Annotated in this window: 19 protein-coding genes; 1 reads left to right on the top strand and 18 read right to left on the bottom strand. The window is 43.8% G+C overall.

Features of this window, described 5'->3' with window-relative positions; translation table 11 throughout:
- Positions 1 to 60 precede the first annotated feature (60 nt).
- From DFP98_RS17815 to DFP98_RS17760, 12 genes are all read right to left on the bottom strand, one after another.
- On the bottom strand, positions 61 to 651 hold the full coding sequence (locus DFP98_RS17815) for a hypothetical protein (protein ID WP_116061952.1): 591 nt from the start codon (positions 649 to 651) through the stop codon (positions 61 to 63).
- Positions 638 to 1,003, bottom strand: a complete 366-nt coding sequence (locus tag DFP98_RS17810; protein ID WP_116061951.1) for a hypothetical protein — start codon at positions 1,001 to 1,003, stop codon at positions 638 to 640. The genes DFP98_RS17815 and DFP98_RS17810 overlap by 14 nt, the downstream gene beginning before the upstream one ends.
- A complete protein-coding gene (locus tag DFP98_RS17805; protein WP_246016579.1) occupies positions 997 to 1,971 on the bottom strand; it encodes a DNA adenine methylase in 975 nt (324 codons plus the stop codon). Before DFP98_RS17805 ends, DFP98_RS17810 begins: the two co-directional genes overlap by 7 nt.
- A 55-nt stretch (positions 1,972 to 2,026) precedes the next feature.
- Entirely contained in the window at positions 2,027 to 2,779 is a 753-nt protein-coding gene (locus DFP98_RS17800; protein ID WP_116061950.1) for a hypothetical protein, read from the bottom strand.
- 96 nt (positions 2,780 to 2,875) lie between these two features.
- Positions 2,876 to 4,291, bottom strand: coding sequence for a hypothetical protein (locus DFP98_RS17795; protein ID WP_116061949.1), 1,416 nt, complete (start codon positions 4,289 to 4,291; stop codon positions 2,876 to 2,878).
- A 184-nt stretch (positions 4,292 to 4,475) separates the two neighbouring features.
- A complete protein-coding gene (locus DFP98_RS17790; protein ID WP_181917757.1) occupies positions 4,476 to 4,955 on the bottom strand; it encodes a prepilin peptidase in 480 nt (159 codons plus the stop codon).
- A 2-nt stretch (positions 4,956 to 4,957) separates the two neighbouring features.
- A complete protein-coding gene (locus DFP98_RS17785) occupies positions 4,958 to 5,842 on the bottom strand; it encodes a coiled-coil domain-containing protein (RefSeq protein WP_116061947.1) in 885 nt (294 codons plus the stop codon).
- Positions 5,843 to 6,177: 335 nt separating this feature from the next.
- Positions 6,178 to 6,687, bottom strand: coding sequence for a hypothetical protein (locus DFP98_RS17780; RefSeq protein WP_116061946.1), 510 nt, complete (start codon positions 6,685 to 6,687; stop codon positions 6,178 to 6,180).
- Between the two features lie 511 nt (positions 6,688 to 7,198).
- Positions 7,199 to 8,269 (bottom strand): hypothetical protein, encoded by a 1,071-nt coding sequence (locus tag DFP98_RS17775; RefSeq protein WP_116061945.1) that lies wholly within the window; start codon positions 8,267 to 8,269, stop codon positions 7,199 to 7,201.
- 21 nt (positions 8,270 to 8,290) lie between these two features.
- Positions 8,291 to 8,707, bottom strand: a complete 417-nt coding sequence (locus DFP98_RS38690) for a hypothetical protein (protein WP_147310222.1) — start codon at positions 8,705 to 8,707, stop codon at positions 8,291 to 8,293.
- A gap of 61 nt (positions 8,708 to 8,768) precedes the next feature.
- Positions 8,769 to 10,259, bottom strand: coding sequence for a TOPRIM nucleotidyl transferase/hydrolase domain-containing protein (locus tag DFP98_RS17765; RefSeq protein ID WP_116061943.1), 1,491 nt, complete (start codon positions 10,257 to 10,259; stop codon positions 8,769 to 8,771).
- Positions 10,260 to 11,087: 828 nt separating this feature from the next.
- Entirely contained in the window at positions 11,088 to 11,981 is an 894-nt protein-coding gene (locus tag DFP98_RS17760) for a helix-turn-helix domain-containing protein (protein ID WP_181917756.1), read from the bottom strand.
- 476 nt (positions 11,982 to 12,457) lie between these two features.
- On the opposite strand from DFP98_RS17760, the gene DFP98_RS39475 reads away from it, so the two are divergent.
- On the top strand, positions 12,458 to 12,694 hold the full coding sequence (locus tag DFP98_RS39475) for a hypothetical protein (RefSeq protein WP_220377128.1): 237 nt from the start codon (positions 12,458 to 12,460) through the stop codon (positions 12,692 to 12,694).
- A gap of 1 nt (position 12,695) precedes the next feature.
- Here the strand turns inward: DFP98_RS39475 and lepB are convergent, their stop codons facing one another.
- The 6 genes from lepB to DFP98_RS17720 form a co-directional block, all read right to left on the bottom strand.
- Positions 12,696 to 13,283, bottom strand: coding sequence for a signal peptidase I (gene lepB, locus DFP98_RS17755; RefSeq protein ID WP_116061941.1), 588 nt, complete (start codon positions 13,281 to 13,283; stop codon positions 12,696 to 12,698).
- A 523-nt stretch (positions 13,284 to 13,806) separates the two neighbouring features.
- Complete coding sequence (locus DFP98_RS17745; RefSeq protein WP_116061939.1) at positions 13,807 to 14,199, bottom strand: hypothetical protein; 393 nt, start codon at positions 14,197 to 14,199, stop codon at positions 13,807 to 13,809.
- A complete protein-coding gene (locus tag DFP98_RS17740) occupies positions 14,200 to 14,517 on the bottom strand; it encodes a hypothetical protein (RefSeq protein ID WP_116061938.1) in 318 nt (105 codons plus the stop codon).
- Positions 14,518 to 14,873: 356 nt separating this feature from the next.
- Positions 14,874 to 15,626 carry a hypothetical protein gene (locus DFP98_RS17730; protein ID WP_116061937.1) on the bottom strand — a complete coding sequence of 251 codons (753 nt, stop codon included), beginning with the start codon at positions 15,624 to 15,626 and terminating at the stop codon, positions 14,874 to 14,876.
- Position 15,627: 1 nt separating this feature from the next.
- On the bottom strand, positions 15,628 to 16,896 hold the full coding sequence (locus DFP98_RS17725; RefSeq protein ID WP_116061936.1) for a DNA polymerase III subunit beta: 1,269 nt from the start codon (positions 16,894 to 16,896) through the stop codon (positions 15,628 to 15,630).
- Positions 16,897 to 17,207: 311 nt separating this feature from the next.
- Positions 17,208 to 22,916 carry an Ig-like domain-containing protein gene (locus tag DFP98_RS17720; RefSeq protein ID WP_116061935.1) on the bottom strand — a complete coding sequence of 1,903 codons (5,709 nt, stop codon included), beginning with the start codon at positions 22,914 to 22,916 and terminating at the stop codon, positions 17,208 to 17,210.
- Between the last annotated feature and the right edge of the window lie 295 nt (positions 22,917 to 23,211).

Raw genomic sequence — 23,211 nt, 5'->3', positions numbered from 1 at the left:
ACGGAAAGCCGGTGCCAGCGCATGAGCGCTGATGACCGGCTTCCATTGATGTTTTATTTTTTATGCTCTCTTTGCTGCGCGGATCTGCATGTTCTGCCTGATCAATTTGCGAATCTCAAACTGGTTGGCACGATAAAATGCGGTACCCGCTTCAGTCAGAAAATATCGCTCCTTCTCTGCTTTATAAAGCTCATGATTGGGAGGCAGAAACGATGTCTCCCATTTGCCTTGTTGGAGTATAGAAGCGAGCAGCGCGATGCGCTGATCGTGCTGCCAGCTCACTTGTTCTTCACCACAACTCGGAAGTAAAGTCTGATAATAAAAGGAGGACCACTCTTCTCGATCAAAAGCAATCAGCACCTTGTACAACGTCTCAGGCATATTGTCAGGTCTGCTATTGCCCATCATGAATTCCACAAATCCGAGTATGTGAGCATATAGATTCGCAAACACGACATCATTTACACTCACCTTGTATACCCCTATATGACTTTCGCCATTCGAAAATAGGACTTCGAAGGAAATAGGAAACGTCTGTTCCTTTTGTAGTTGAATGGCTTCCTTCCGGAGTATGTCATTGGCATCACGCCAGCTCGTCGCCTCTTCAACAATCTGATTATGAAAGAAGCGAATTCGTTCAACTGATACCATTTGCTCTCCTCCTGATCACATCCCAGTTAAGTTCAAAGTAGGGCTCAATTAATTCCAAATAGTAATCGCCATTGTTATGCAGCATGATGAGGTAATATACATTGAAATACCGGCATATTTTCTCGACGGCATCCAAGTAGAAATCTTCTAGTTCGAACCCGAAAAAACAAATGGCGGAGTATCCCTCGTAATAAGCCCACATAAAAGTATTGAGGATATTCGCTACATGCTCTTGAACTGGCTCTATACCTATTTGTTGTGCTTCATTCAAAGCAAAGAGATCCTCCAACTCCTGTAAATACTCAGGAATAAACTTCTTCGTTACTCCATATTCACTTTGGCTTATTAACATGAGTAAACCCTCCCCACCTTCTCGATTTCCGGATAAAAATACAATTGCTCGATGAACGGCGCGTTATCATAGCAAAGGATAATATCCGCCCCCGGCATGCCGTGATACAACGACTCAAGGAGCTCCTTCAGTTCAAAGTGCTGCTCTTCGTCGTAATAACATCGATAGAGATTCTTCCCTTGCTCGTAGAAAGGTGGATCAATGAACAACGTGCAGTTATCTCGCCAGTATTCCTCTTCAATGAATTCGCACGCGTCCAGGTTGCTGACAGTATACCGATCGCCCAGCGCGTGAATCGTATAGATTCTTTTAATGAGGGCCTTCGGATTCCATCGCGATGTGAGGTCCTGAACAGTCCCCTGCCGGCCGCCCAACGGATTAGCCTTATAGATCCCCGAGAATGCTAGACGGTTGACTATCAGCGTATTCCACGCAGCGTCCATAATCGTGCAACCGTTGTAGTCCGATTTCACGATGGATTGCGCCTGGAAAAACGATTTGTGCGTCGGTTGGTAGTGCCGAATTCGATAAACCAACTCATCCGGCATGTGTTGTACGACCCACCAAAGGGCATAGATGCCGAAATCCAAATCGTTTAGCCTGAGATGCTTTATGACGCCGGCCTGGAGAAATGCAAATTCAGCGCTTGCGCCTCCGCAGTAGGAGCTGCTCATCGTTTCGGTTTTATTGCTTTGCAACTTCAAGTAGAGGTGAGGAATAAACTTAGACTTTCCACCTGGATAGCGGAGCAGCGAGAGCTGTTTCTGAAATTTCAGATTAACCCGCGGTGCCGGCGTACTTGTCCGTTGCTTATCCTCTAAAAGCAATGTAAATCGGTGAATCCCTTCTCCTTCATCGATGTATGTAAAGCCATCGCATTGGCACCAAAATCCACGGCCATATCGATCGATCTCTGCCTCGTGAAACTCAAATTCTTCAAAGCAAAAACGACACACCAGGTTATTCATTTCGATAACTCCTTCGATTGGTATTTATTCTCTTTTCAAGATCCCTTGGTTTTCTTTATAGGCAATCCTGCAAACAGTCCTCTGGAATCCACCCGTACAAACGGTTGAGAAATTCTTCTGTTGGAACAGGGGGTTCATGTTCCGTCCAACCTTGTCTGCGTTGGGCCTTCATGATCCGCTTTACTTCCTGCAGACGGTCTTCAATGGATAACGCGTCTTGCTGGAAATCATAAGCTTCCATGTGTTCTCCGCTGATGAGTGCGACCTTCATCCATCGCTTTACCTCTTTGAGCTGATAAATCAGGCTCAACTCCTGCAGGATAAGATCACAACCCTCTGGCGTTAGCCGCAGCGCTGTTAACCCCTTTCCTTTGCTCTTACCGGCTGAAACGAAGCCAGCCTGTTTGTAGCAATATCCTTTGTTCGATGACTTCACGGATTCATCTCTTACATAGGTGATGATGCCGTCAGGCGGCAGCTTTCCCCCCCAGTGCATCAGCGTGGCATATATTGCCCATTTGATGAGAAAGGAGCTGGTCCTGAAGCTTTCGTTCCGGAAAATGGTGCTTTCAATGGCGTCGAAGCCATCTTTTCGGAACTTACTCTTCCAGGAGCACCAAACAGCATCGCCGCGAGCGGTCCGTAAGACTAGGTTCTCGCCGGGCCTTGTAAATTGAACTGAGCCTATTTTTTCCTTCTTTCGCGTATAGTGCCGATCGGCAAGCGCCGCGCAATCAGGATCAGCCTTATACGTCCGAATCCACGGGCCGTAATGCTCAATGGGTAGAACAAGCTGGACTGCTCTCATGGATACACCTCCAGAAATAAGAAAAACCGAAAACAGAGCTTCATTATGAAGCGCTGCATTCGGTCCCTTATCTAAGTTTTATTTTATCTTTCTTGATTAATTTAACTCCAAAAAATTCGGCCTAAAGCCGAGGTTAAGTAAATCATCGAGTCCTTTCGACTGCTCGATAGACCATGTGGCAAATTTGAGCTGCACTCGTCGAGGCGTAAAATAATCCCTTGCCGCTTCCACCAAATTGATCACCGTCTTACCAACGTTCTCAAGTTTGGTTTGCGCGTCAGCGTCCGGCGCCAGAATAACCGTTTTTGCTCCGAGCTGCATGGCCGGTTCAAAAAGGGATTGCATCGCACTCACACTTGCAGTTTGTAAATGGATCTGGTCAGTGAAATCCGCTGCGATGTCTCCTTTTAAGGGGCCTTCGCCTAACCACACCGTTTCCGTATCATAGACCTCTGCCAAGTGCACTCCGGCTTCCCAACATTCGAGCAGCCGAGATGGAACTGCTACATGATAGGGTGCCGGCGTAGGCATGCTAATGGTTGCTCCTCTTAGAACGCCACGTTTGAGATCTTTGGTTTTGCTGAACCAACGATACCGATTGCCCAAGATCAGTTCCGCGCTTCCCCCGCTCACACTTACTGGCAGCTGGCTGCGCTTTCCACTCCAAAGAAACTGACCGCCGTAATCGTAAAGTTCAACCAGATCGCCTTTCTTTTCAGCCCTTATACTCCCTGTTGTAACGATCGTATCCGGGTCATCTAGACGAAGTTGAAGCCCCCAGATTTGATTAAAGAGATTTCGAAAAGGTACGATTATCCCTTCTCTCCCAAGCATCGTCCAATAGGGTCCGTACTCGCCTTGCGCTAAATAGAATCCTGGAATGCCTTCAGGCTTTTTACCCAGCTTTTTGATGACGTCGCGGGCAAGTTTGTACCGGTCCTGTGGGTTATCCGACATCGAAGCATAGCTGCGAATCTTGACCGTTTCGATCGGGATCCTTCGTTCTTCTTCAAAGTGTTTGCGGTGCCCCTCAGTGAGATGCATTAGACTTAAAAGCCCGCGATAATAATCATTTAAGACTTCCGGGCTTTGCTTATGCTCTGACCCATCGTCTTCGACAAGATCTACTTCACCGACACAGCGATCAGTTGTCGGTTGGATGACAGTTCCATCATCATACTTCAGTGGAATGCCGGCCAATGCGCAGACCTGATGCACGGCTGTCGTGAAGCGCTCTCCTTTCAGTTCAACAGTGTCCCACATCCTGTAGGCAAAATAACTAAGAACCTCAATACCGCCAATGTCATCGCGGGTAAAATCCTTCCAATAGTGTTTCGATGGCACAATTGCAACGGATGGATTGTTCTCTCCTCCATTGCGATAAGCCATATAAGCGGTCCCTTCTCTCTTCAACTTTTCGCCAAGTGCATTCTCAGCGAATTCTTTAATATCTAATTTTCGAATCATTTCCAATGTTTCATCACTGATTCTTTTTTTTGGCGCATCCGTCATAAGATCGTCCCCTTGTTATCAATTTTTGAAGCACAAAAAAACGCCCTATAGAGTGTTTGCGTGCTTGATCCTTGCACACAATACAACCTATAAGGCGTTTCTCTTGCGATGAATGCCATAATGGCGTTAGTTAATTAGTTTTATCTTAGCACTTCGACATCCTATTCGCAATCTGCCTTTTTCCCTAGACGTGGACAATCAGCCAATTGACAACTGGCTCACCAAATAAATATGCGATAAGCGCGCCTACTGCCGTAAACGGTCCGAGCGCCATTTTCGCATGAATATCTTTCGTCGCCAAAATCCGAATGATCGCATAAGCCATACCGATTACCGCGAATAGGAGAAGAGCCATTACTGTATACGGAATACCGAGCGAAAATCCGACGAACATCCAGAGCTTGAAGTCCCCGCCCCCAATTTGATTTTTGGTGATCAAAGAGGCTAGGAAAAAGAGCGCGCCTACCACTAATCCTGCTATGACATAGCTTTCAAATGGGAAAGTATGTTCAAAAAATCTTAGAACCAGCATTGCCGGCATTCCGAATATGATCAGGCCATTCGGGATGATCATTTTCTTGAAATCCATGTAGGCAGCGGCAATGACGACTGCGAGGAAAACGGCATCAATAATTATGGTTAGCGTGGAAATGTCCTCCGGCAAGTTCATTCCTCCTTGCTGTCGCTGTCAGAATTCTCTGCTGAACTTTTCTTGGATTTTGCCTTCTTTTCCTCTCCTGGCTGTTTCTCATACTCTCGACGGATTTGTTCTGCTCGCTCATACAACTCTCGGATTTGTTCCGTCGCTTTCTCACTCGCTTCCGATAACTTATTTTGCATCTCTGTCCGAAGCTGGAGCATCTCCCGCTCCTTCTCTAAATCCTTTCTTTCTGCAAGACGCTCCAGCTCATCCTTTTGTCTGCTCTCTTGATGTCTTAATTGTTCCTCCAACTCTCTAATCTTATCTTCCTGTCGCTGCAGAAGCTTCGTATTTTCATCATTTATTGCTCTGAGCTCCTTGTTTTCGTCGGCGGCGCCCTTATATTCCTTTACGATTCCAGCAAGCGATTCAACCTTTTCCCGGTACTCCTCTACGAGTAAGTTGTCTTTTCTCGAAATCTCCTGAAGTTGCTCCCCCTGCTTCAATTGGGCCTCAACTTCTTTCGCTAGCCGCAGGTTCTCTTCTGATTTCTCCTTTAACTGATTCTGCAATTCGGAAATTTCTCGTTCCTGAATGCCGATCACTTCAGCTCTTTCGAGCATGGTTTGATCATGCGCTTGCGTTAAACTAATTCGTTCTGCAATTTCTGTTTGGATCATTCCGAGGAATAACTCAACGTTTCGTCTCGAGTGATATTCGAGTTCATCAAGCTGCTTACGATAGCCTGCCCCTACTTCCCCCTGTTTTAAAAGGTTCATTTCATAGAGCGCGGCAATATGTTCGATAAATGCTTCTTGTGTCTCCAACTTCGACTCTTCAAACAAAGTTTCGAGCTTTTCTTTTAATTCAGAACTCACTTTGTATGCTTTAACAATTTTCGCTTCGCTCACATTTACCACTCCATTAATTAGAGTTAACTATTTAATATATATTTTAACATAGGTTAACCAGGTTTACTAGGTTAACTCCCTTATGAATCAATAGCTTTAGTGCCCATCGGCCCGTTAGATTCAAAACGGAAAATGAATAGTTAACTGTTAAACCCTTATATAACAATGGTTAACTAGGTTTACCGAGTTAACCCTTAAAAATAGCGATTTAGCATCACAGTTTCCGCCGGTGACGGATGTGTGTAAAGAAAATAATGTAATGCCTTGGTACGGTTCGTACTGCGCGGTTTAGCCACTACATATCACCACACCCCTGATACTAAAAAGAACAACGCCTATTCGCGCTGTTCTTTTGGATTTTCTATACTTGAATCATTATCTTTATCCAACCGTTCTTGTTCTTCGTTTTTTCGCAACAAATCTGATCCATGGAGTTCTTCAAGAGTTTTTAATTGTGATTTATAGAATTCAAGTTGCTCCCTCAAATCCTTATTACTAATCATTATGATTACTAATCCTAAGCCGAATAACACTATGAAATCATTTATTTCTTGCATTTTATTAATTCCATCAAGAAATGAAAAGTGAGGTAAAACAATTATAGATAGAACTGCTGCATACAGTGAAAAATAAGCTAACCGATCGAACATCTTTTGTTTCTTTATAGTCTTATAGCTGTCTTTTGCTTCAAAAGACAGGAAATCAAAAATAATAAATAAGAAGCCTGCTATAGACAAAGAGAATACATATTTATGATCTAGCTGTATTCCAGACGTTAACCTCATTGAGGAAAGAATCAGGAAGGCGCCGCCAATCATTGTAGTTAATCTAACATTTGTATTCATGCCGTGACTCCCTTGGATTCCAAATCTTTCAAATCAATGATACAGCACAATAGATTTTTCAACAATAAGGATCATCATCCGCGATGTTATTGCGCGCCGGAACTCGCCCAGATATAAGCCAAGTTCGAGCAGTCGTCTCGTCTGCCCAGAAAGTGAAGCGGTGTCCCCAGTTTTAAAGCCACGATCACTGCGATCAACGTCGTTGAACGATCTGTTCCTAGGGGATACGAGTCATGTCGCCCACAAATGAAGCGTACCTGGGATTGAGCCTGGAAGCTCTTGCGCTAATGCTGAATCGTTCACGCTCGTCGATTGCTAAGTAGCTGGGGAAAAGAAGGATGGACGGATCATACCGTCATATCTGAAATTCCTGAATTCAAGCGCTACGCTTCAGTGTCATATCAAAAAAGATACAGCAGCGAGCCAAGACTTGAAAATTAAAGTCTTAGATCACTGCTGTCGTCAATTACCGGCATTCCCACACCTCGCTTAAGTTGAGCAATGCCTATGATTAAATTCTTATTAAAGGTAACTTTAATCTTGTGGCTAGTTCTTCTGCCTGACCTACCGACCAATCGTTTATATCTTCTGTTTCTATGAGAAAGACGGCAATTGGATTTGTAGAAGGATCATTACGTAGCAAAATTTCGTTATATAACTCATGTCCAGCGGTATTCTCAATGCTGCAATTTTGATTTTTTTTAGAATCACTCTCAATTTCTTCAATGTGCATAGTTTTGCATGTTTTAATACTGTTATATTGCAAGTAGTTATTTGGACCTAACGGAATATAAGTAAGCGAGAAAAATTCAGCATTAATTCTTTTTTCGCAGAAAGGGATATCATTCGCATAGCAATCAGAATTACTAATAAGCAAAACATTCTTCAAATTAGGCTGATATACAAACCCAAATTTCGATTTTTGATATGTCCCTTGAAATTCGTCTGTAATTAGACTTGTAGAAATGATAGATCTGCTCTTGGCTTGTTGAAGAGCATTTTCAAAAGTAGTGTTTATTGCATGTACAAGAAATTTAAACTTACATCCGCGTCGATACTCGTTGGGTTTTGTAAGTTGATTCTCCCACTTCCTTAATGTAATTGCTGCGAGGGGTTCTTCAATATAATACCTAAAATTTACATATGTTTGATATCGTGATTTAAAGTCATCATCATCGCTATTTAAATGATTAATTACTTTCCTTGCGAGATCATGATTGCATGACAATTCGTTTTTTATATCTCTCTCCCTATTCGATCTATTTTCTTTATATTCTGAAAACTGCTTCTTCAAACATTGAAAACTTTCCTTAATTTTTTTTACAGCATTTACATCATCATTCGTAAAGCCCCTAAATGTCTCGTTTAAAATCAAATTCATATTGACTTCTGTCTGCTCTAACAGACTTTCCAAAGGTTTATCATCTAATTGAACGGAATTAATACAATTAGTTAAAGTGTTGATGAAAGTGCCGATATCTTTAGATTGAATATTGCTTGAATAAGCTATCATGTCGATTTTTTTGCGTCTCTCGTATAATAAACTATCAATTATTGTCCGTTGAAACATAGTATTAATCATTATATTCCCCCATAATTACATCTAATTGTCCTTAGTTAAGGATTCCCAACTCCCACCCCAGCCACCAAAAAGCTCTAGGAACACATCTTCGGGATCACAAGCAATTGCCGTATGCTTTTCAATAGCCACCGCCACCTTACCAACCTTACTTTTGTGCCATTCAACATTTAGTACGTTCCTCCATTCACCCTGGAAGGAATGAGGAATACTGAGGTAGCGCGAGTAACGATGAGACTTAGCTAACATATCGCGCACCCGAATTGGACGAACGATATTCGTATCGACTCCTCCTTTCGTACTTGATTTCATACGAATGTACAATGGACTTTCACATGTCTCGCAGAACATTTCCGATGGAGTTTCAGGTACGGAAACTTTTTTGCATTCATAACAGTACGCGCTATAAATTTTGGGAAACCAACCATGGACTTTGGACATTAAAATCATTACTCCTTTTTAAAAGTATTAGATACTAGCGCCGGCTGGGACTGATTAGCTTTCACTCCATTCCTATATTTGCACCACTTAACTTATAGGCTTCTTTAATTAGCTCCCATATTAAATTTGAAACATCTTTCTCCTCCATACGCCTAACAGCTTCATTGATAAATTTGACTTTATCCAGTTTTGAATTCCCTCTTTGCCATACTAAATAATTTATATCATGCAAGACGCCTTTCTCGGATTTGAAATCCGATTCCTCATAACCATTCTCCGCTGGATAAAGCTCATTCAGGCTGGCCACAACTATTGGGAGTGGAACTAAGTCTTCGAATGTCCCCTTCGGTATGAAAGTTAAACTGAATTTGTCCCGCTTCCCCTCCATCATTTTTTCAAGTTCACGTTTCTCTTTTTCTGCATCACTATCAAGTAGCACACAGATTTTCAGTTCCGGAAAGTTGCTTCGAATATACCTAAATTGTTCAAGTACCTTCTCTTTTGATTTACAGTTTGTCACTTGTATGTTCTTGAGGGAAAGCGGCATCCCAATCCGGATCGCCATTTGCGGGAGCGCCAACTCCTCCGTTGCACCTTCAACCAAAATTACGCATGTCGGATCTTTTACATTGTTGATTTTGGATAATGGATCACTTATCAGTTTTTCAATCTCATTTCTTACCATTAGACGGAATTCCTCATACCAGTTAAACCCAATTTCAATTTGAACATTTGGGGCCTCTTCCAAGAGATGTGCATATAGGATGTCATCGTGATGTATAGTTGGTTGGTCGTGATAATCTCCGCATGTTGGGCATATTACCCTTATTTTAACTTGCTTGCTTTCCGGTATACTGTTCTTAAGTTGTTTTAATTTCTCCTTTGTGTTGCTCGAAAGACCAAGATTAGCGATTAACCCATCCACTCCGCCAATCGAGCGATATGTCTCCTGAGAGATAAACCGATCTGTGTATTGAAACGCGAAATTTTTCTCATATGATGGAAAGCTTACATCTTTGCTAACTACCATGCTCAACAAGTGTTCGGCGTTTTGTACGTTCCAGTGATAGGCTTTTCTATAAAACGTCGACAAGGCCATAAACGGTGGGAAGCATATGATCTTTAATGCAAAGTCCAGTTGCTCTGATGGGGCAGGCAATTTCCAACCTGCTTCTGCCCATGATAAGAGAAGCAAGTCAATGTAGTTCAAGTCCTTTTCCGTTAACTCAAACAAATTGTTTAACTCAAGAGAATACTCTGTTGCCAACATATATGAAAACGGTGTCATCTCAAAGCCGATGGATTCGCTATCCGGATCTGAGTGAGGTAAAAACCGAAAAAATAAATAGTGGAAGGTATCCCTCCAAAGTCCCTGATAGTGTTGTATCCTTTCTTCTAACGTGGAGTTACTCTGTTTTTGGTCCAATACCAATGCTGCAAGGTTAGAATGCTCGCTCTCCTTGTGAAACAATGGCAATAAGGGGAAGATTGCAATTTCATTTATGATGGCTTTAATTTTGCTCGGTTGAATAATCGTCATTCTCTCTTTCATCACAAACCATCTCCTATCTTTTATTCTAGTATGGGATAGGATCTCCATGATTGCAATAATTGCCAGTTAGGTAAGAAGTAATGGGCGTCTCACTCAACTATTTGAACCGAAAGGAGTACGGCCTACCCATCCTGAGCGCTATACCGGAGGCACAACCTTATCGACGTCGCCGCGCCAAAGGCGAAGCCGCCGACCATGCGTCAATCGAAAAGCCGAGATCCACCCGGAGACCCGGAATGCGAGTTGCAGCTGATTGTGAGGACGCTGACGCCCGTACGCAGATCGCAAAGCCGGCTTCCACGGTGAACCCGACGTGAACTGCAGTTGATCATGCCTTACATCGTCGCCGGCGCGCCAAATACGAATCCGGGCTTCACACGGAGAACCAGAAGCGCGACCTGCAGCTAATCGAACTGGCTGCATCGCCGGCGGCGCGGGCTCAGTTGCTCCGATCGCTCCTGAGAAATGAGAAACAGGAGTCCGTAGCTGCAGATATTTGATCCGGCTGTGATCGCTGGGGACCAAACCCAAAGCCGGGATATTTGTGTCATTTTTTGAATATTAGAAGAATCATTTATTTGTTGATGATCTTTAAAATACTTAAATACTTAATTCTTCGGGTCTAGAATTTAGACCCTCCCCCTCTAGATTTTAGACCCCCTATCGCCCTCTAAAATTTAGACTACGAAAAATTGTGGATAACTCCGCCCTCTAAAATTTAGACTACGCGCCATCTAGAATTTAGACCCCCCCCTCCAAATTCTAGACGGGGGACTCTAAATTCTAGACCCCAACTTTTCCACAAAAAAAACCGCCGTTTCCGGCGGATTACTGTTCAAATGAATCGTATTTGACCTGGATATAGTCCTTCAGAATAAACTGTGCCGCATTTTTTATATTGCTTTGATATCGGGTTTCAAGCCATTCCTTGTGAAAACGAGTGGGCGCGTATACCCAGAGTACATTCTCTCTTCGAATACAAAATGTATTTGAGAACCACGTATTATAGGAGGGTTTCGAAAATTGATCTTTAAGCACTTCAAGGACTTGTTCCCAAAATGCCAGATCATCTTCATTTCGTTCAGCTTGAAGAGCCTCCCTCTTAAGCTGATTAATCTTTTGTTCCTCATAGTACGGCCTGCGGATTGGAACTACTTCACCTGTAGTAAGTGCCTCATTAAAGACCGATTCGTAGTCAACCTTCTCCATCACGTGTAGAGAAACAGATATTTTCTGGTTCAAATCTGCCATGAACCGATGATGCTCAGTTTGTAGCTTCACCGGCAATTGTTCAATCAATTCTTCAGTAAGAAAAGGGAACTCTTTCCTCACTTTTGTAATCGGTGATTCTTGCATGTTGTTACGAGCGGTGTTTTCGCACTGGAATTGATAGATAAAACCATAGCGCTCTAACAGATCTAAATACTTCCGAATCGTTTCTTTAGAACGATCAGTGAAATTACAAAGTGATTGAAGTTCAAGCCAGCAATAATCCTTGTTGTAACAGTGCATTCGCAGCAACAGATAAATGTTCAAGCCTTCCGGTTTGATGAATCTGTTCCAAAATTTTAGAAGATAGTGGTGAACAAACACCACATTCCCTTCCATCAGAGGCAAGTTCAGCCCGAATCGATCAAGCGAAAACTGAACCACCTCAGACTCTTGGAAGTACACCTTTTCCTGCTCTTCTTCAAAATAATGAATGCTCTTTTTATGCCTCATGCCTGTTCGGGGGACTTGCCTTCCCGTTGACCTGTATCTAAAGTACTTGAGTTTCTCTTCTCTTCCTTTTAAGTTCATTAATCTGTGGCGCGCTAAAATGTTGACTTCAATAAGTCAGACATGATATGATTTTATCAATAAAACCATATCTTAGTAATCAAGAGCTCAAGGGTCCCAATCCAAAGCTCTTTTTTTATTTTAGCTGATCCACTTCCCTCCCATCAGGAATATGTAATAAGTCCATCTCGCGACATCACTCTTCATCCCTCCCTCATCAAATTTCGACATACACAAAAAAAGCCCGATTTGAACAGGCATAAATACACCTGAACCCATAGGGCTTTTGCTTGCTGGAATGTCGATAATACATATCGACGAGATTAAAGCCATTTTATCATCGATCTATACGACTCGCAATCAAATATATTTGTTTGATTGGACTATTTTTCAATAATAGCATTAGTGAGTGGATCCCGATGCCCGGCTTCGTCTGTAAACCCCCGGACGAACTGCAGCTGCTCGTTCTGGCCGATGCCTGCGCTGCGAGGTCCCGATGCTCAGCTTCGTCTGAAAACCCGGACGAGCTGCAACTGCTCGATCTGGCCGATGCCTTCGCCGCGCGGATCCCGATGCCGGCACGCTTTCGGTTTGCCGATAAGGCGACCTTCATCCAAAAATGCAATAAGTCCAGTTTACACCTCCAATTCCCCTAATTTAGTTGTGCTGAACAAAGCGTACTTGGTTGATTGGCCAAATTACTAAGTCAGCACGTCCAATGACCTCTTTCAAAGAAATTGCACCAAGAGCTCTACTATCCTGACTGTGTAAACGATTATCCCCCAGCACAAATAGTTTATTTTCCGGTACCAGATACTGAGAATAGTCTCGGATCATTTTGATGCCATTCCCTGCTTTATCATACAAACTACTCTGCAGATAAGGCTCTACTAACACTTCGCCGTTTATGTAAACTAAGTTGTTTTTCAGTTGAATCCGGTCCCCAGGCAATCCGATTATTCTCTTGATTAGGGTTCTGCCCTCCGGAGAACGAAGTACAACGATTTCCCCCCGCTTTGGGCTCCGCAATTCAAAAATCAGTTTATTCACAACGATCCTCTCTCCCGTTTTGAAGGTCGGAAACATCGAAGGCCCCTCGATCGCATACGGCATAAATAAAAATTTTTGAATTAAAAATAAAACGATAGCAGCAGCGAGCAGAGCCTTAATCCATTCTTTGGCTTCATTTTTCTTTCTTGAATTATTCAGTATTTCTTGTTCTGTTTCTATCACAATTGTATCCATAACATTGTTTCACCTCAGTTTTTCAAACCTGCAAACAAAAAGCCCTTATGAGCAGACGAAAATACGCCTGAACCCATAGGGCTAATGTTTGCGAGAATGTCTATTGAATCGACAATTATATCCATTTTATCATCGATTTATAGAACTCGCAATTGAATTGAATGCCTGTTAAGCCTTATTCTTTAGTTTACGAATACGATTTTGTCTACAAACCTTCTAAAGTTGCTGATAAAATTAAACAGTGGTATATCATAATAGAATTTTCGCACATCCTTTTCCAAGATGCTATTGAGCACCTCATTAGTAGCACCCCAAAGGTCTAATCCTTCCCAGTTGACTAACCATCTCCAGACGTCTCCCTCACAGTCAAAACGTACAGTCCGTTGTTCTTTGTCAACGATCATTGTTACTGTATCTGTCTTCTCATTCGTTTTAGTCATAATTTTCGACCCTTTCGGTTTTTATAAAGATTTCCCCAATTGGCTCGCTTAGCAAAAACAAAACCAATCGAGGAAATCAAAATTCAATTGATCCCAAAGGTAAGCAATGGCTGCTCTATTACCGAAGCAATTGCATCACGCAAATAGCCTTGATGAAAGGGACGATATCTCCCCTGCCGCACGATCAAGCCTGAATCCACTTGGACCGGCTCACCATACAATTCGGTCTTAGGAGAAACGTGGCCTTTCCAAATCACAAACTCTTCGTGTTGAGCATAGAAACGAACACTCAACACTTTACGACCGCGCGGCCGTTTGAATCGGATAAGCAAGCTCTCTTTGTACTGTGCGTACGGGGTTACGGACACTTCCACAATGGTCATATGCTGACGGTATGGAAATCCGAAATCTGTGAGTGCAGTAAGTGTATACTTTTCGCCGGGAACCAGTATCGATGCGATCTTTTTGTAATCCAATTAAATTACTCCCTTCATCTTTTCGATTGGGAGTTCCTGTATTCGGCCGTCGCACCAATCGATAATGGCTTGCTTTTGAGTACCAGTTGCCCAAATGAGATACGGTTCAATTAAAGTGCCTTCTTCTGTTGTCTGCTGCAAGAAGATCCCTCGAAGTACAAGAAGCAGATGTTTGACTTGCAATCTCCTCATATCCTCCCAGGTAACCGCCACTTGCTTTTGTACTTTCTCTTTACATTCGATACACAGCGCTGAGGGGCAATGCCCGTCCAACACATGAATCGCGCCACATTCGCAAATATAAAGTCCGATTTTCACAAGGCCACCTCCAAATCTTCAACAACCATCGATCGAGCAATTTCCCAATCGAAGGTTTCGTAAACAAGTCGCGCTCGTCTGAAGTCTCCCTGCCTGCTAGATGCTGTAAAGAAATAAGGTATTCGCCTACCTAACCGGTTGAGAACAACCATAAACACCCTGAAGATGGGTCGGTCGGTTACGATTACAAACTCTTCAATACTCTCATTTTTGCAAACTGGACAACTGAGCTTTCCTTTCGTGTGATGGGTATGCGCCCTCCCACATTTACATTGCAACAAGAGCACTTTATTGTTCTCCAATGGATTACCCTCCTAAGATAATAAAAATAGAGTGCCCTTTAGCACTCTTTGCGTTCATTTGAATTCGGCAGCATGGTATTCAGGAATCATGTCCAGAATCCAATTTTGCGCACGAATCAACAGTGATTGGATGAACATCCATTCCTTTTTCGGCAACGGCGGCTGCATCGTAAATTCCTCTACGATAGCCGTAATTACTTTTAATAACTCGAAGCGATTTAGATCCGTCTCGGGCCGAACGTAACTAGGCTCGTCGATCAATCGCATACCTTTGGTATCTCTAATCTGATTCATCCGTTTTCGGATGCTTTCAAAATCCTTGATCATGTATTGGCTGCAGTCGTCCCAATATATTCCTGAGAACTCCCAATATGCAGACCTGCATATTGAAGAGATAATTGATGGGAAGCTGCCTTCATGGATATCTGATGAAGCGACCCGGTATTCCGGAAACTGCTCAATCAAGATGTACTTTAGCCTCCAGATCAATGACTCCATCAAACTAAGATCTTCATCGCATGGAACTGTTTCCGTCAACTGATAGTGGATGAATTGGAGCGATGTCAACAGTTGAGCGGTTGAATCCTCGTAGCGCTCCCGCTTAAAACGGATGCTATAGAATGCAATGGATTGGCCGTAAACGCGATTGTAGCAATCTATGATCTCGTGTTTATAACCATTGAACAATCCAAGCAGTTCGCTTAGTGATCTTGTCCCCAGTAGATCAAGGACTTTATCGTCTTTGCAATCACATAACCCATTAATCACATTTGTAAAGGTAACATCTGTAGGAATAAAGATGCTCATCTTATCCCTCCGCTGCTCGTAATGGTAGCACTAATGCAAACTTGGTGTAGTCCTCATACTCCGAGGCATCCGGATAGAAAATAATCGGCCTCAGCGCTCCGATGAATTGAATACGCACTTTTTCATGCGAGCTCAGCGACTTTAGGGCATTCTTAGCCCTCGCTGGATCGATCAAAAAGCTAGCATCGCCATCCGTCTCTACTTCCAAACAATCTTCTGCCTTCCCAAGTTGACCCTTTGCGCTGAGCGCGAGGACGCCATTACCGAAGCGCACAGAAACCGAACAACTACTGTTCTCTTTATCTCCGACCACCATCAGTAGACACCTTTCAAAAGCTCCAAGCAGATCTTTTTGCAACACAATGCACTCTGCTTTTATCCCATTTGGCACCATCTTAGACAAGTCAGGGTATTTACCTTCGACAACCCGAGAGATGAGCGTCGAGCCAAAACCATTTACTGTAATGGTTGCCGTTCCGAACTGTACAACGATCCTACCTTCGTGCTTCCCAAAAACCTCGTATATACGGTCTACGGTATCGTGGGATATGATCATGTCAAGCTCACGCAAAGTCGTGGCTGCCAGTGTTTCAACTGAAGCCTGCCTTCGATTTGTCGTTTCTACAATGATTTTACCCTCTTCCCGGCATATCAGATGTATGCCGGCGATCGGTGAATCCATTGTTTTCTTTTCAGATGCATATTTACTGTTATGCAATGCGGAACAGAATTCCTTGCTCGAAAACGCTAGAGGGGGTACGGACTCTGGTCGAGTCTGAGGATACTCCGAAACATTCAGTAGCTGAAGCATATACTCCGATTTTCCACACCTTATGTTGAGGAATCCATAGTCTTCTTCCCCATTTCCGGCATTGAATTCGAAGATCCATTCAGCCTTTTGGGGTAATTTTTTCAGCAGCTCCGCAAACCTACCTGCAGGAACCAACGCTTCGATAGGTGCATCTGCTTCGAACATGATATCTTGCCCAAATTCGGCAGCGTACCCTTTAATAAGGGTCTGATTGCTGTTGCTACCAGTGGTGAACAATGCGACTCCGTCCACCTCTTCCATTCCATTTGCGGTTCGCTTGGGTACCTTGGTTTTAACTTGCAGAAGCATCCCTTTTAATACCGGAATTGATTCCACTTCTGCGCAAAAGCCCGCAGTTTCATCGATCATCCGAATAAAAGCTGGCTTGTCCCTAACTTTTAACCGAACCGTCATCTCTTCTGCAGCTTTCTCTTGCATCATTTCAAGTAAGTTGCTCATATGTGCCCTTCAAAATTCCTCGGGCATTCACCTCCAGGTAGAAAATCATGTCCTCTCGGAACATGAGCCTTTTAATTGAACGGTGCGCTACGTCCGCCAATAGAGTCTAGAAAACGCAAAAAAGCCCTAGACGGACAGATACCTTCGATTGCCTCATGTTTCTGAAGCAATTGAGATATTCTGCCGCTAGGGCTTCTAATCTTGCGTATAATGTTCTTCCTAGATTCTAAGTCCACTATATCACATATTTTAATGAGATAACAATCATTTATAGATGCAAGAAAGGACGCCACAAGGCGCCCTTTCTTTTATTAATGCCGGTTATGAACTAGAATAACATCGTTTATATTGCCCCTGATAATGATCGGAACGTCTACGGAATCGACGACGCCGTTGCTCCAATTGACAGTAAACCGCATTGTGTATGGTCCATCCTTTAAGGTTTTGGCAAACCCTATATCTAGCATTTCCCCAGTAAAACGAATGCGATCTGTCGTTGTCATCACCACGGAGTTTGTTCGTGTCAGCAGTTGCGCGACGACCTGCAGCGGCTTCGTTGTACTTGTTGGCCCTGTATCCGTCACAATCGATGCTAATACGAACGCTTCTCCGGCCCAAAATACATTCTGATCTCTCTTCTTGGTTGGATTAGTTGCATTCCATTTTAGTCGATACTCTTCCCAATCAGCCGTGTGAAGAACCTGGCCTTCAATGGTCAAGTCTCCTACAACGATTGGCTTAGTAATCGTGTCCGATGCGCCGATCGGATCACGAACCGTCAACTGCACCGAATATACCCCTGGACGATTAGCCGTATCCGAGAAGCTTGGATTTGTCTCTGAGCTGGTTCGGTAGTAGCCGTTTGGACCAGTAATCACCCAGGCCGAACTTAGTGTATCCCCGTCAGCGTCTGTTGATTGGTTGATGAGGTGAACTGTATCCCCCTCCCATGCCGGCTTCGGCGTCCAGTCAAAGTTAGCCACCGGAGGGGTATTGACTACTTGGACACGCTTGATCAGTTGCGCTGTCTGACCAACAGAGTCACGCACGACTTGCCGGATCTCAAATTCACCGAGCGAGCTGAAGCTCTTCGTCCAGGTTCCGCGATCCGTACTCTGCAGCGACTCGGCCGTGCCGGTTGTCAGGTTACGGATGAAATACTGGTGCGGTAGATTTTCTGCTGGGCCGTCCTCCTTATCCCACGCGGTAGAAGTAATCGTAAGCGTCTCCGACGCACTGAGCGTCGTTTTGCTCAGTGTAAAGCCTGGAATTGGCGGCTCGTCGATGATTGGCTGCGTAATGTTGATTGCTTGGATGTACCACTCGGACCATGCATTGTATTCATCACGTACAGCTTCGCCTACCGTATAAACCCCAGCTTCCCGCGGCGAGATGAGCTGCGTATCGGATACCTCTCCGGAAGGCGAAATACTGTAGTATACCCGTTTAGTGATGCCTCGGCTATTCTTATAATCGATTCCGGTCGCCTCGGAGCTGTAATTCGTCGGGTTGAGCCATCGGTCCGGGTCATAAGACGTGTCGTTCCAAACGACTTTTTTTGTTCCCGGATCAATACTGAGCGTAAACTGTGCAATCGGCCGGCGATGCACGGCAATATTTTGCCAGTAATCATCTGAGAACTGTCGGTACGCGTCAAAGGTCATTGACGGGAACTTGTAGTCTGGATGCGGATCATCCGATCCGCGATACGTTATTTTGTACAATCCTACTCTGTCGAAGCTCAGAATCGGTGAATCCACCGTCTTGCCATGTACGGACGATAATCCTGATTTTCCGTCACCGGCATTAAGGAACTTATTAGGGTCGATGTGCTCGAAATCCCAAGTTGTTCGTTCCTTGAGCTGTGGATCATTTTCTGGATCACTCCAGGATGTCTCGTATTCAACCGATTCATCCACCAAAGCGACATTGTCCATCATATCGACTTCATACGGCAACACTGACATATCCTTGAAAGACACATACTCACGGTTTGCGTAAGGACCGTAATAGCCAAATATTGGCGGAGAGTCCTCGATTACTTCTACTAATGGGACTCCATTGATGTAGACTTTTATCCTCTTCCCGACGACCCTCACCTTATAATTTGTCCATACATCTGGTGGTGAATCCCGACTAATTTCCTTCAGGATAGTTCGATTTCCATCGACCACTTTTACAATTCGGACGTGATAGTTTGTTGTTTCTACCCGATACATGTTTCTATTGTCTGTCATTCTAAATGAGAGTCCAGCAGACTCCCGCGTCTTATAAAAAGTTTTTGGGAGCTTCAGCGCATATTGAAACTCAGCGTTGATAATTTCTTTACTGGTAGAATAAAATTGTCCGAGGTTGGATGAATATTCCGGTATTATTCCAGGTCCATCGACAACTTTATTTGTAACTTGGTGCCTCCTACACCCATAGCAGTCGTAACTGTCCGTATAAGCGCCGTAAGTTAAGAAGACCTTACCGTCATCCATAAATCTCGGAGGGTATGCCACTGGACCGCGGTAATAATAATGTCCAACATCATAACTTCCCAATTCCACCGACTGATCGATCGCCCCGGTCAGCAGATTAAGCGACTTGTAATAAAGCTTAAAATTGCTGTCCGAACCGGTCTGGTCAATCCAAAGTACTTTACCATCCTTCGAGGCAATTGCGGAACTCGAAAATCGTGTTATGTTCCCTATTCCAATTGCTGATAATGTTTTTCCCCAAACTTTGTTACCGTTGAAATCATACACTTCAATGGTTGATCCGTAGTTTATGACGATACGATTAAGTGCGTAGTGTAGAACTTTTACACTTGATGGATCACTATCAGCATCACTATAAACCAAGTGTTCGCTAATTTTTCCACCTGTTGTATTGTTTCGAATTATTAAATAAGTGTTTCCCCCACTTCTGAATTCGAGATGAGCCATCCGATTTCCGTCTGTAGAGACCGGAAAAACTTTGGGTAAAACCTGTGCTGTGGAATACCCAACTCGATACTCAACCGCATCCCTTGGCAACGATACAGAATAGGCTTCAGTGGGGCCAATCATTCGAGCAATATAATATACATTGCCACTACCTTCAACATAAGAGGTCTTTACCTTGAATTCGGGATCACCTGTAACATAGCTTAGATTATTGTACTTTCCGTCGCTGTCGCATAGCTGACCATTCCAAATAACTACTTTATTCGTGCTAGGGTTGTAATAAAAGTAATTATAATTAGTACCGCCATAAGTTCCAGTCGTTCCGTCTGAGCTGTTCCAGCTACATAGCTGGCCGGAATAATTATAGATAGCCAATCTACCGTCTGTAATAAATGAATAAGAACCGAGCCCTCTAATATATTCATCGGACCAAGGTGAATTTAGCTCGGCCTCAATGACCCCATTCTTGCGCATCTGATGGGTATAGCGACTGTTATATGGCGCATTGACGCCATTATCCTTAGTAGTCAATGTATATTCTTCCCCGAACGCAGCTCGAAGGAGTTCATCAAAATCGACCCCTCTTATCTCAGCGCCAGCAGTTGGTGCAAAGTATCTAGATTCTTTATTTAGGTATTCATGAGGGTAAACCGGCCAAACTGGTTCCACTTGCGTATGCGTAATTCCGCTCACCAGTTCGTTCCCAGTTCGGTAAAACCTTTTAGCTAAGTCACCATTAAAATTAGAGGTCTTCCATGTGCTCCCTAAGAGCTGATTAGGCAAGAGCGCATCTGGCAGAGCCCCTGGAGGCTGCTCGATTTCTCCGGAAACCGTAAACGAAGTTTGTGGATTATCATTTACAATCTTCAGATCAAAATCCTTCTGGGCCTCTTTCCCCCAATCCTCCTTCACATACACATGAAAACGATAGTTTCCAATTCTAGGCGGATTGAAAATGAATATATCGTTTTCGTCGAAATCCACTGGGATAGAAGTCTCATCCTCAAAGGAGCCATCATTATTGCTGTCATATCTATAAGTGGTGAGATTTTCGACGATGATATCATTATCCGGTGAATAACTGTTATTGGTCATTACAACCGGAGTTGTGCGCAGAGCCGTATTATCAAAATCTAGTTTAGGGACTGGCGGCAAGTCTTCTTTTACTGTAAGGGTATGCGATGCCGGAGCTTCTGATTTTAGTCCACCACTGTCCGTAACTTCCAACGTAATAACCTCTTGGCCGGGCGTATAGTACCGCTCATGGACGTTGGTCCAATCATACTTAACGATACTCCGCTTAATCGGGCTAAAGCTGCGCGATCCGTCAAATGATCTGGGCAGCGGCCGCCCTTCTACTACCTCATAGGGACCATCAATCATCGGGATCGGGTTTTCGGGTATGACTTGAACACAAACGTTCCTAGTTGCTGCAGCCCCGAATGGATCTCTGGCGGTTACTCGAGCGCAATGTTGACCTAGCTCCTCTGCCAAGATATTCGTATGCATCTCATCGTTTAACCATAGACCGTATTTTTCCGGAAGCGACTGCACCCAGGAACTCTTGCTATTAGCAAAATCCCAGGTGTAGGTAATGGGATCGCCGTCCGGATCATAAGGCTCAGCTGGGTCTGCCACAGGGTACGGTTTATTAATAATGCGCAGGTTGACCTTTTTATTTACAACAACATACCATGGAGCATCCCAGCTAAAACGATCGTACTCCTCAAACCACCCGGCGTTAAAATATGGCGGACTATTGGACACCGGACCATTTACAATCAAGTCTTTAGTACCCAGCCAGCCAGTCTCGACGTCTTTGCCGTCACATTTGGCAAAGATTTTTAGAGATACCTGATGCACACCGATACCGATAATGTCTGGGTAGCTGCTATATGGATATACAGTATCTGCTGTACGGCTTGTGACATTATTGCTTCGGGACCAGTTGCCGTCACGTTCTATTAGATAGTGATGTTTCTGGTACGTACATTGCGCCGAAATCACAAAGTCTCTCGGCCGGAAAGTAAACGTATCTCTCCATTCAATCGTCTGATCGGGCAAGATATCAAAATTACCAGTGATTTCGTACGGCTGCGGCTCTGGCGTCGGCTCCGGATCAGGCGGCGTCGTGCCGGCAACAACCGTAACCGTTGCGGAGGCTTTAAGGTGATAAAGACCCGATTTCCATTCAGCCGAAACGACAGTAGTGCCAGCTTTCTTCCCGGTCACTTTACCTTTGCTATCAACGGTCGCGACTGCGGTATTGCTTGAGTTCCAGTTCTCAGCTCTGGCTGAAACGCTTGTCCAGTTTACTGCACCGTAGCCGGTCGTTTCTACTTCAGCGACCATGTTCTTACTTTGGTTTACGCTAACGGACATCGGCGTCATACGCATGGTTTTAGTCTGCTTGACTTCCCCGTCCCACCAGAGGTCCATGGGAGTTGCGTAACTAACTACAAATTTATAGTTTCCAGGATCACCATATCGTTCGTTTGATGTCCAGTTTGGACCTCCTGTGTAAGTATAATGTACAATCCACATATCGTTTCCAGGCCAGACACCAGGAGAATCTTCTGTTGGAGGTGCAGGCTTATACGTTTGATTCTCTGGTCTTACCACCCATTTCATCTTATTCTTGTTTAATTTAGTGCTAGTGACGTTACTTGATGCATATGTTTTTCCGTCTTTGTCTTTCCACTGCCCGGGTTTATATTTGTTCGAATCAATTATTGTTCGAAATTTTGAGTTCTCTGCAGGATAATCTTTATTCATATTCCCTTTGAGATCAAACCTTGTTCCACCTTTCTCCGTAATGGCAATTTGCTCCAGTACGGGGTCATCAATATATTCGCTTGCTCGGAACTTTTTATTATCCATTTGTGTCCAAAAAACACCTGGCTCCGTTCGAGCATAAGCCTCAACAGGGGTCTTCATAGTCTGACTTGTCACTGGTCCAGCGGGAGATACGGAGGGTCCTAACAGTTGATCTGTTGTGGCTGCATCCGCCACACTTTCAGTGCTTGGAAATATCGGGATCAATGATATAGCTATCGCAAACAACAATACCAATGATAGATTCTTCTTCATGCTCGAACTCTCACTCCTGTTCCTCGATTTACCAGGATATTCTCGCAGACAAATCTGAATTTACAGCCAGAAATAACCTTTTTCATGAATGTGCCTCCTATTTAATAATCAATTGAAATCGTATTTACTAATGGGCTCTAAAAAAGAGAGGAATAAAAAAAACCCGACGAGAGGCAGCCCATGAAAGAACTCCAAAAATTTGGGTTCTAACAATGGCCAATCCACCCATAGGGTTTACTACTTGCGAGAAATGTTGGAAAACGAACTAGGGTTAATATACCATATGTCGAAACCA

This window comes from Cohnella phaseoli (assembly GCF_003386235.1).
Classification (GTDB): domain Bacteria; phylum Bacillota; class Bacilli; order Paenibacillales; family Paenibacillaceae; genus Cohnella; species Cohnella phaseoli.
Note: the sequence above shows the minus strand (reverse complement) of the source record. Positions and strands in the feature narration are given on the sequence as shown.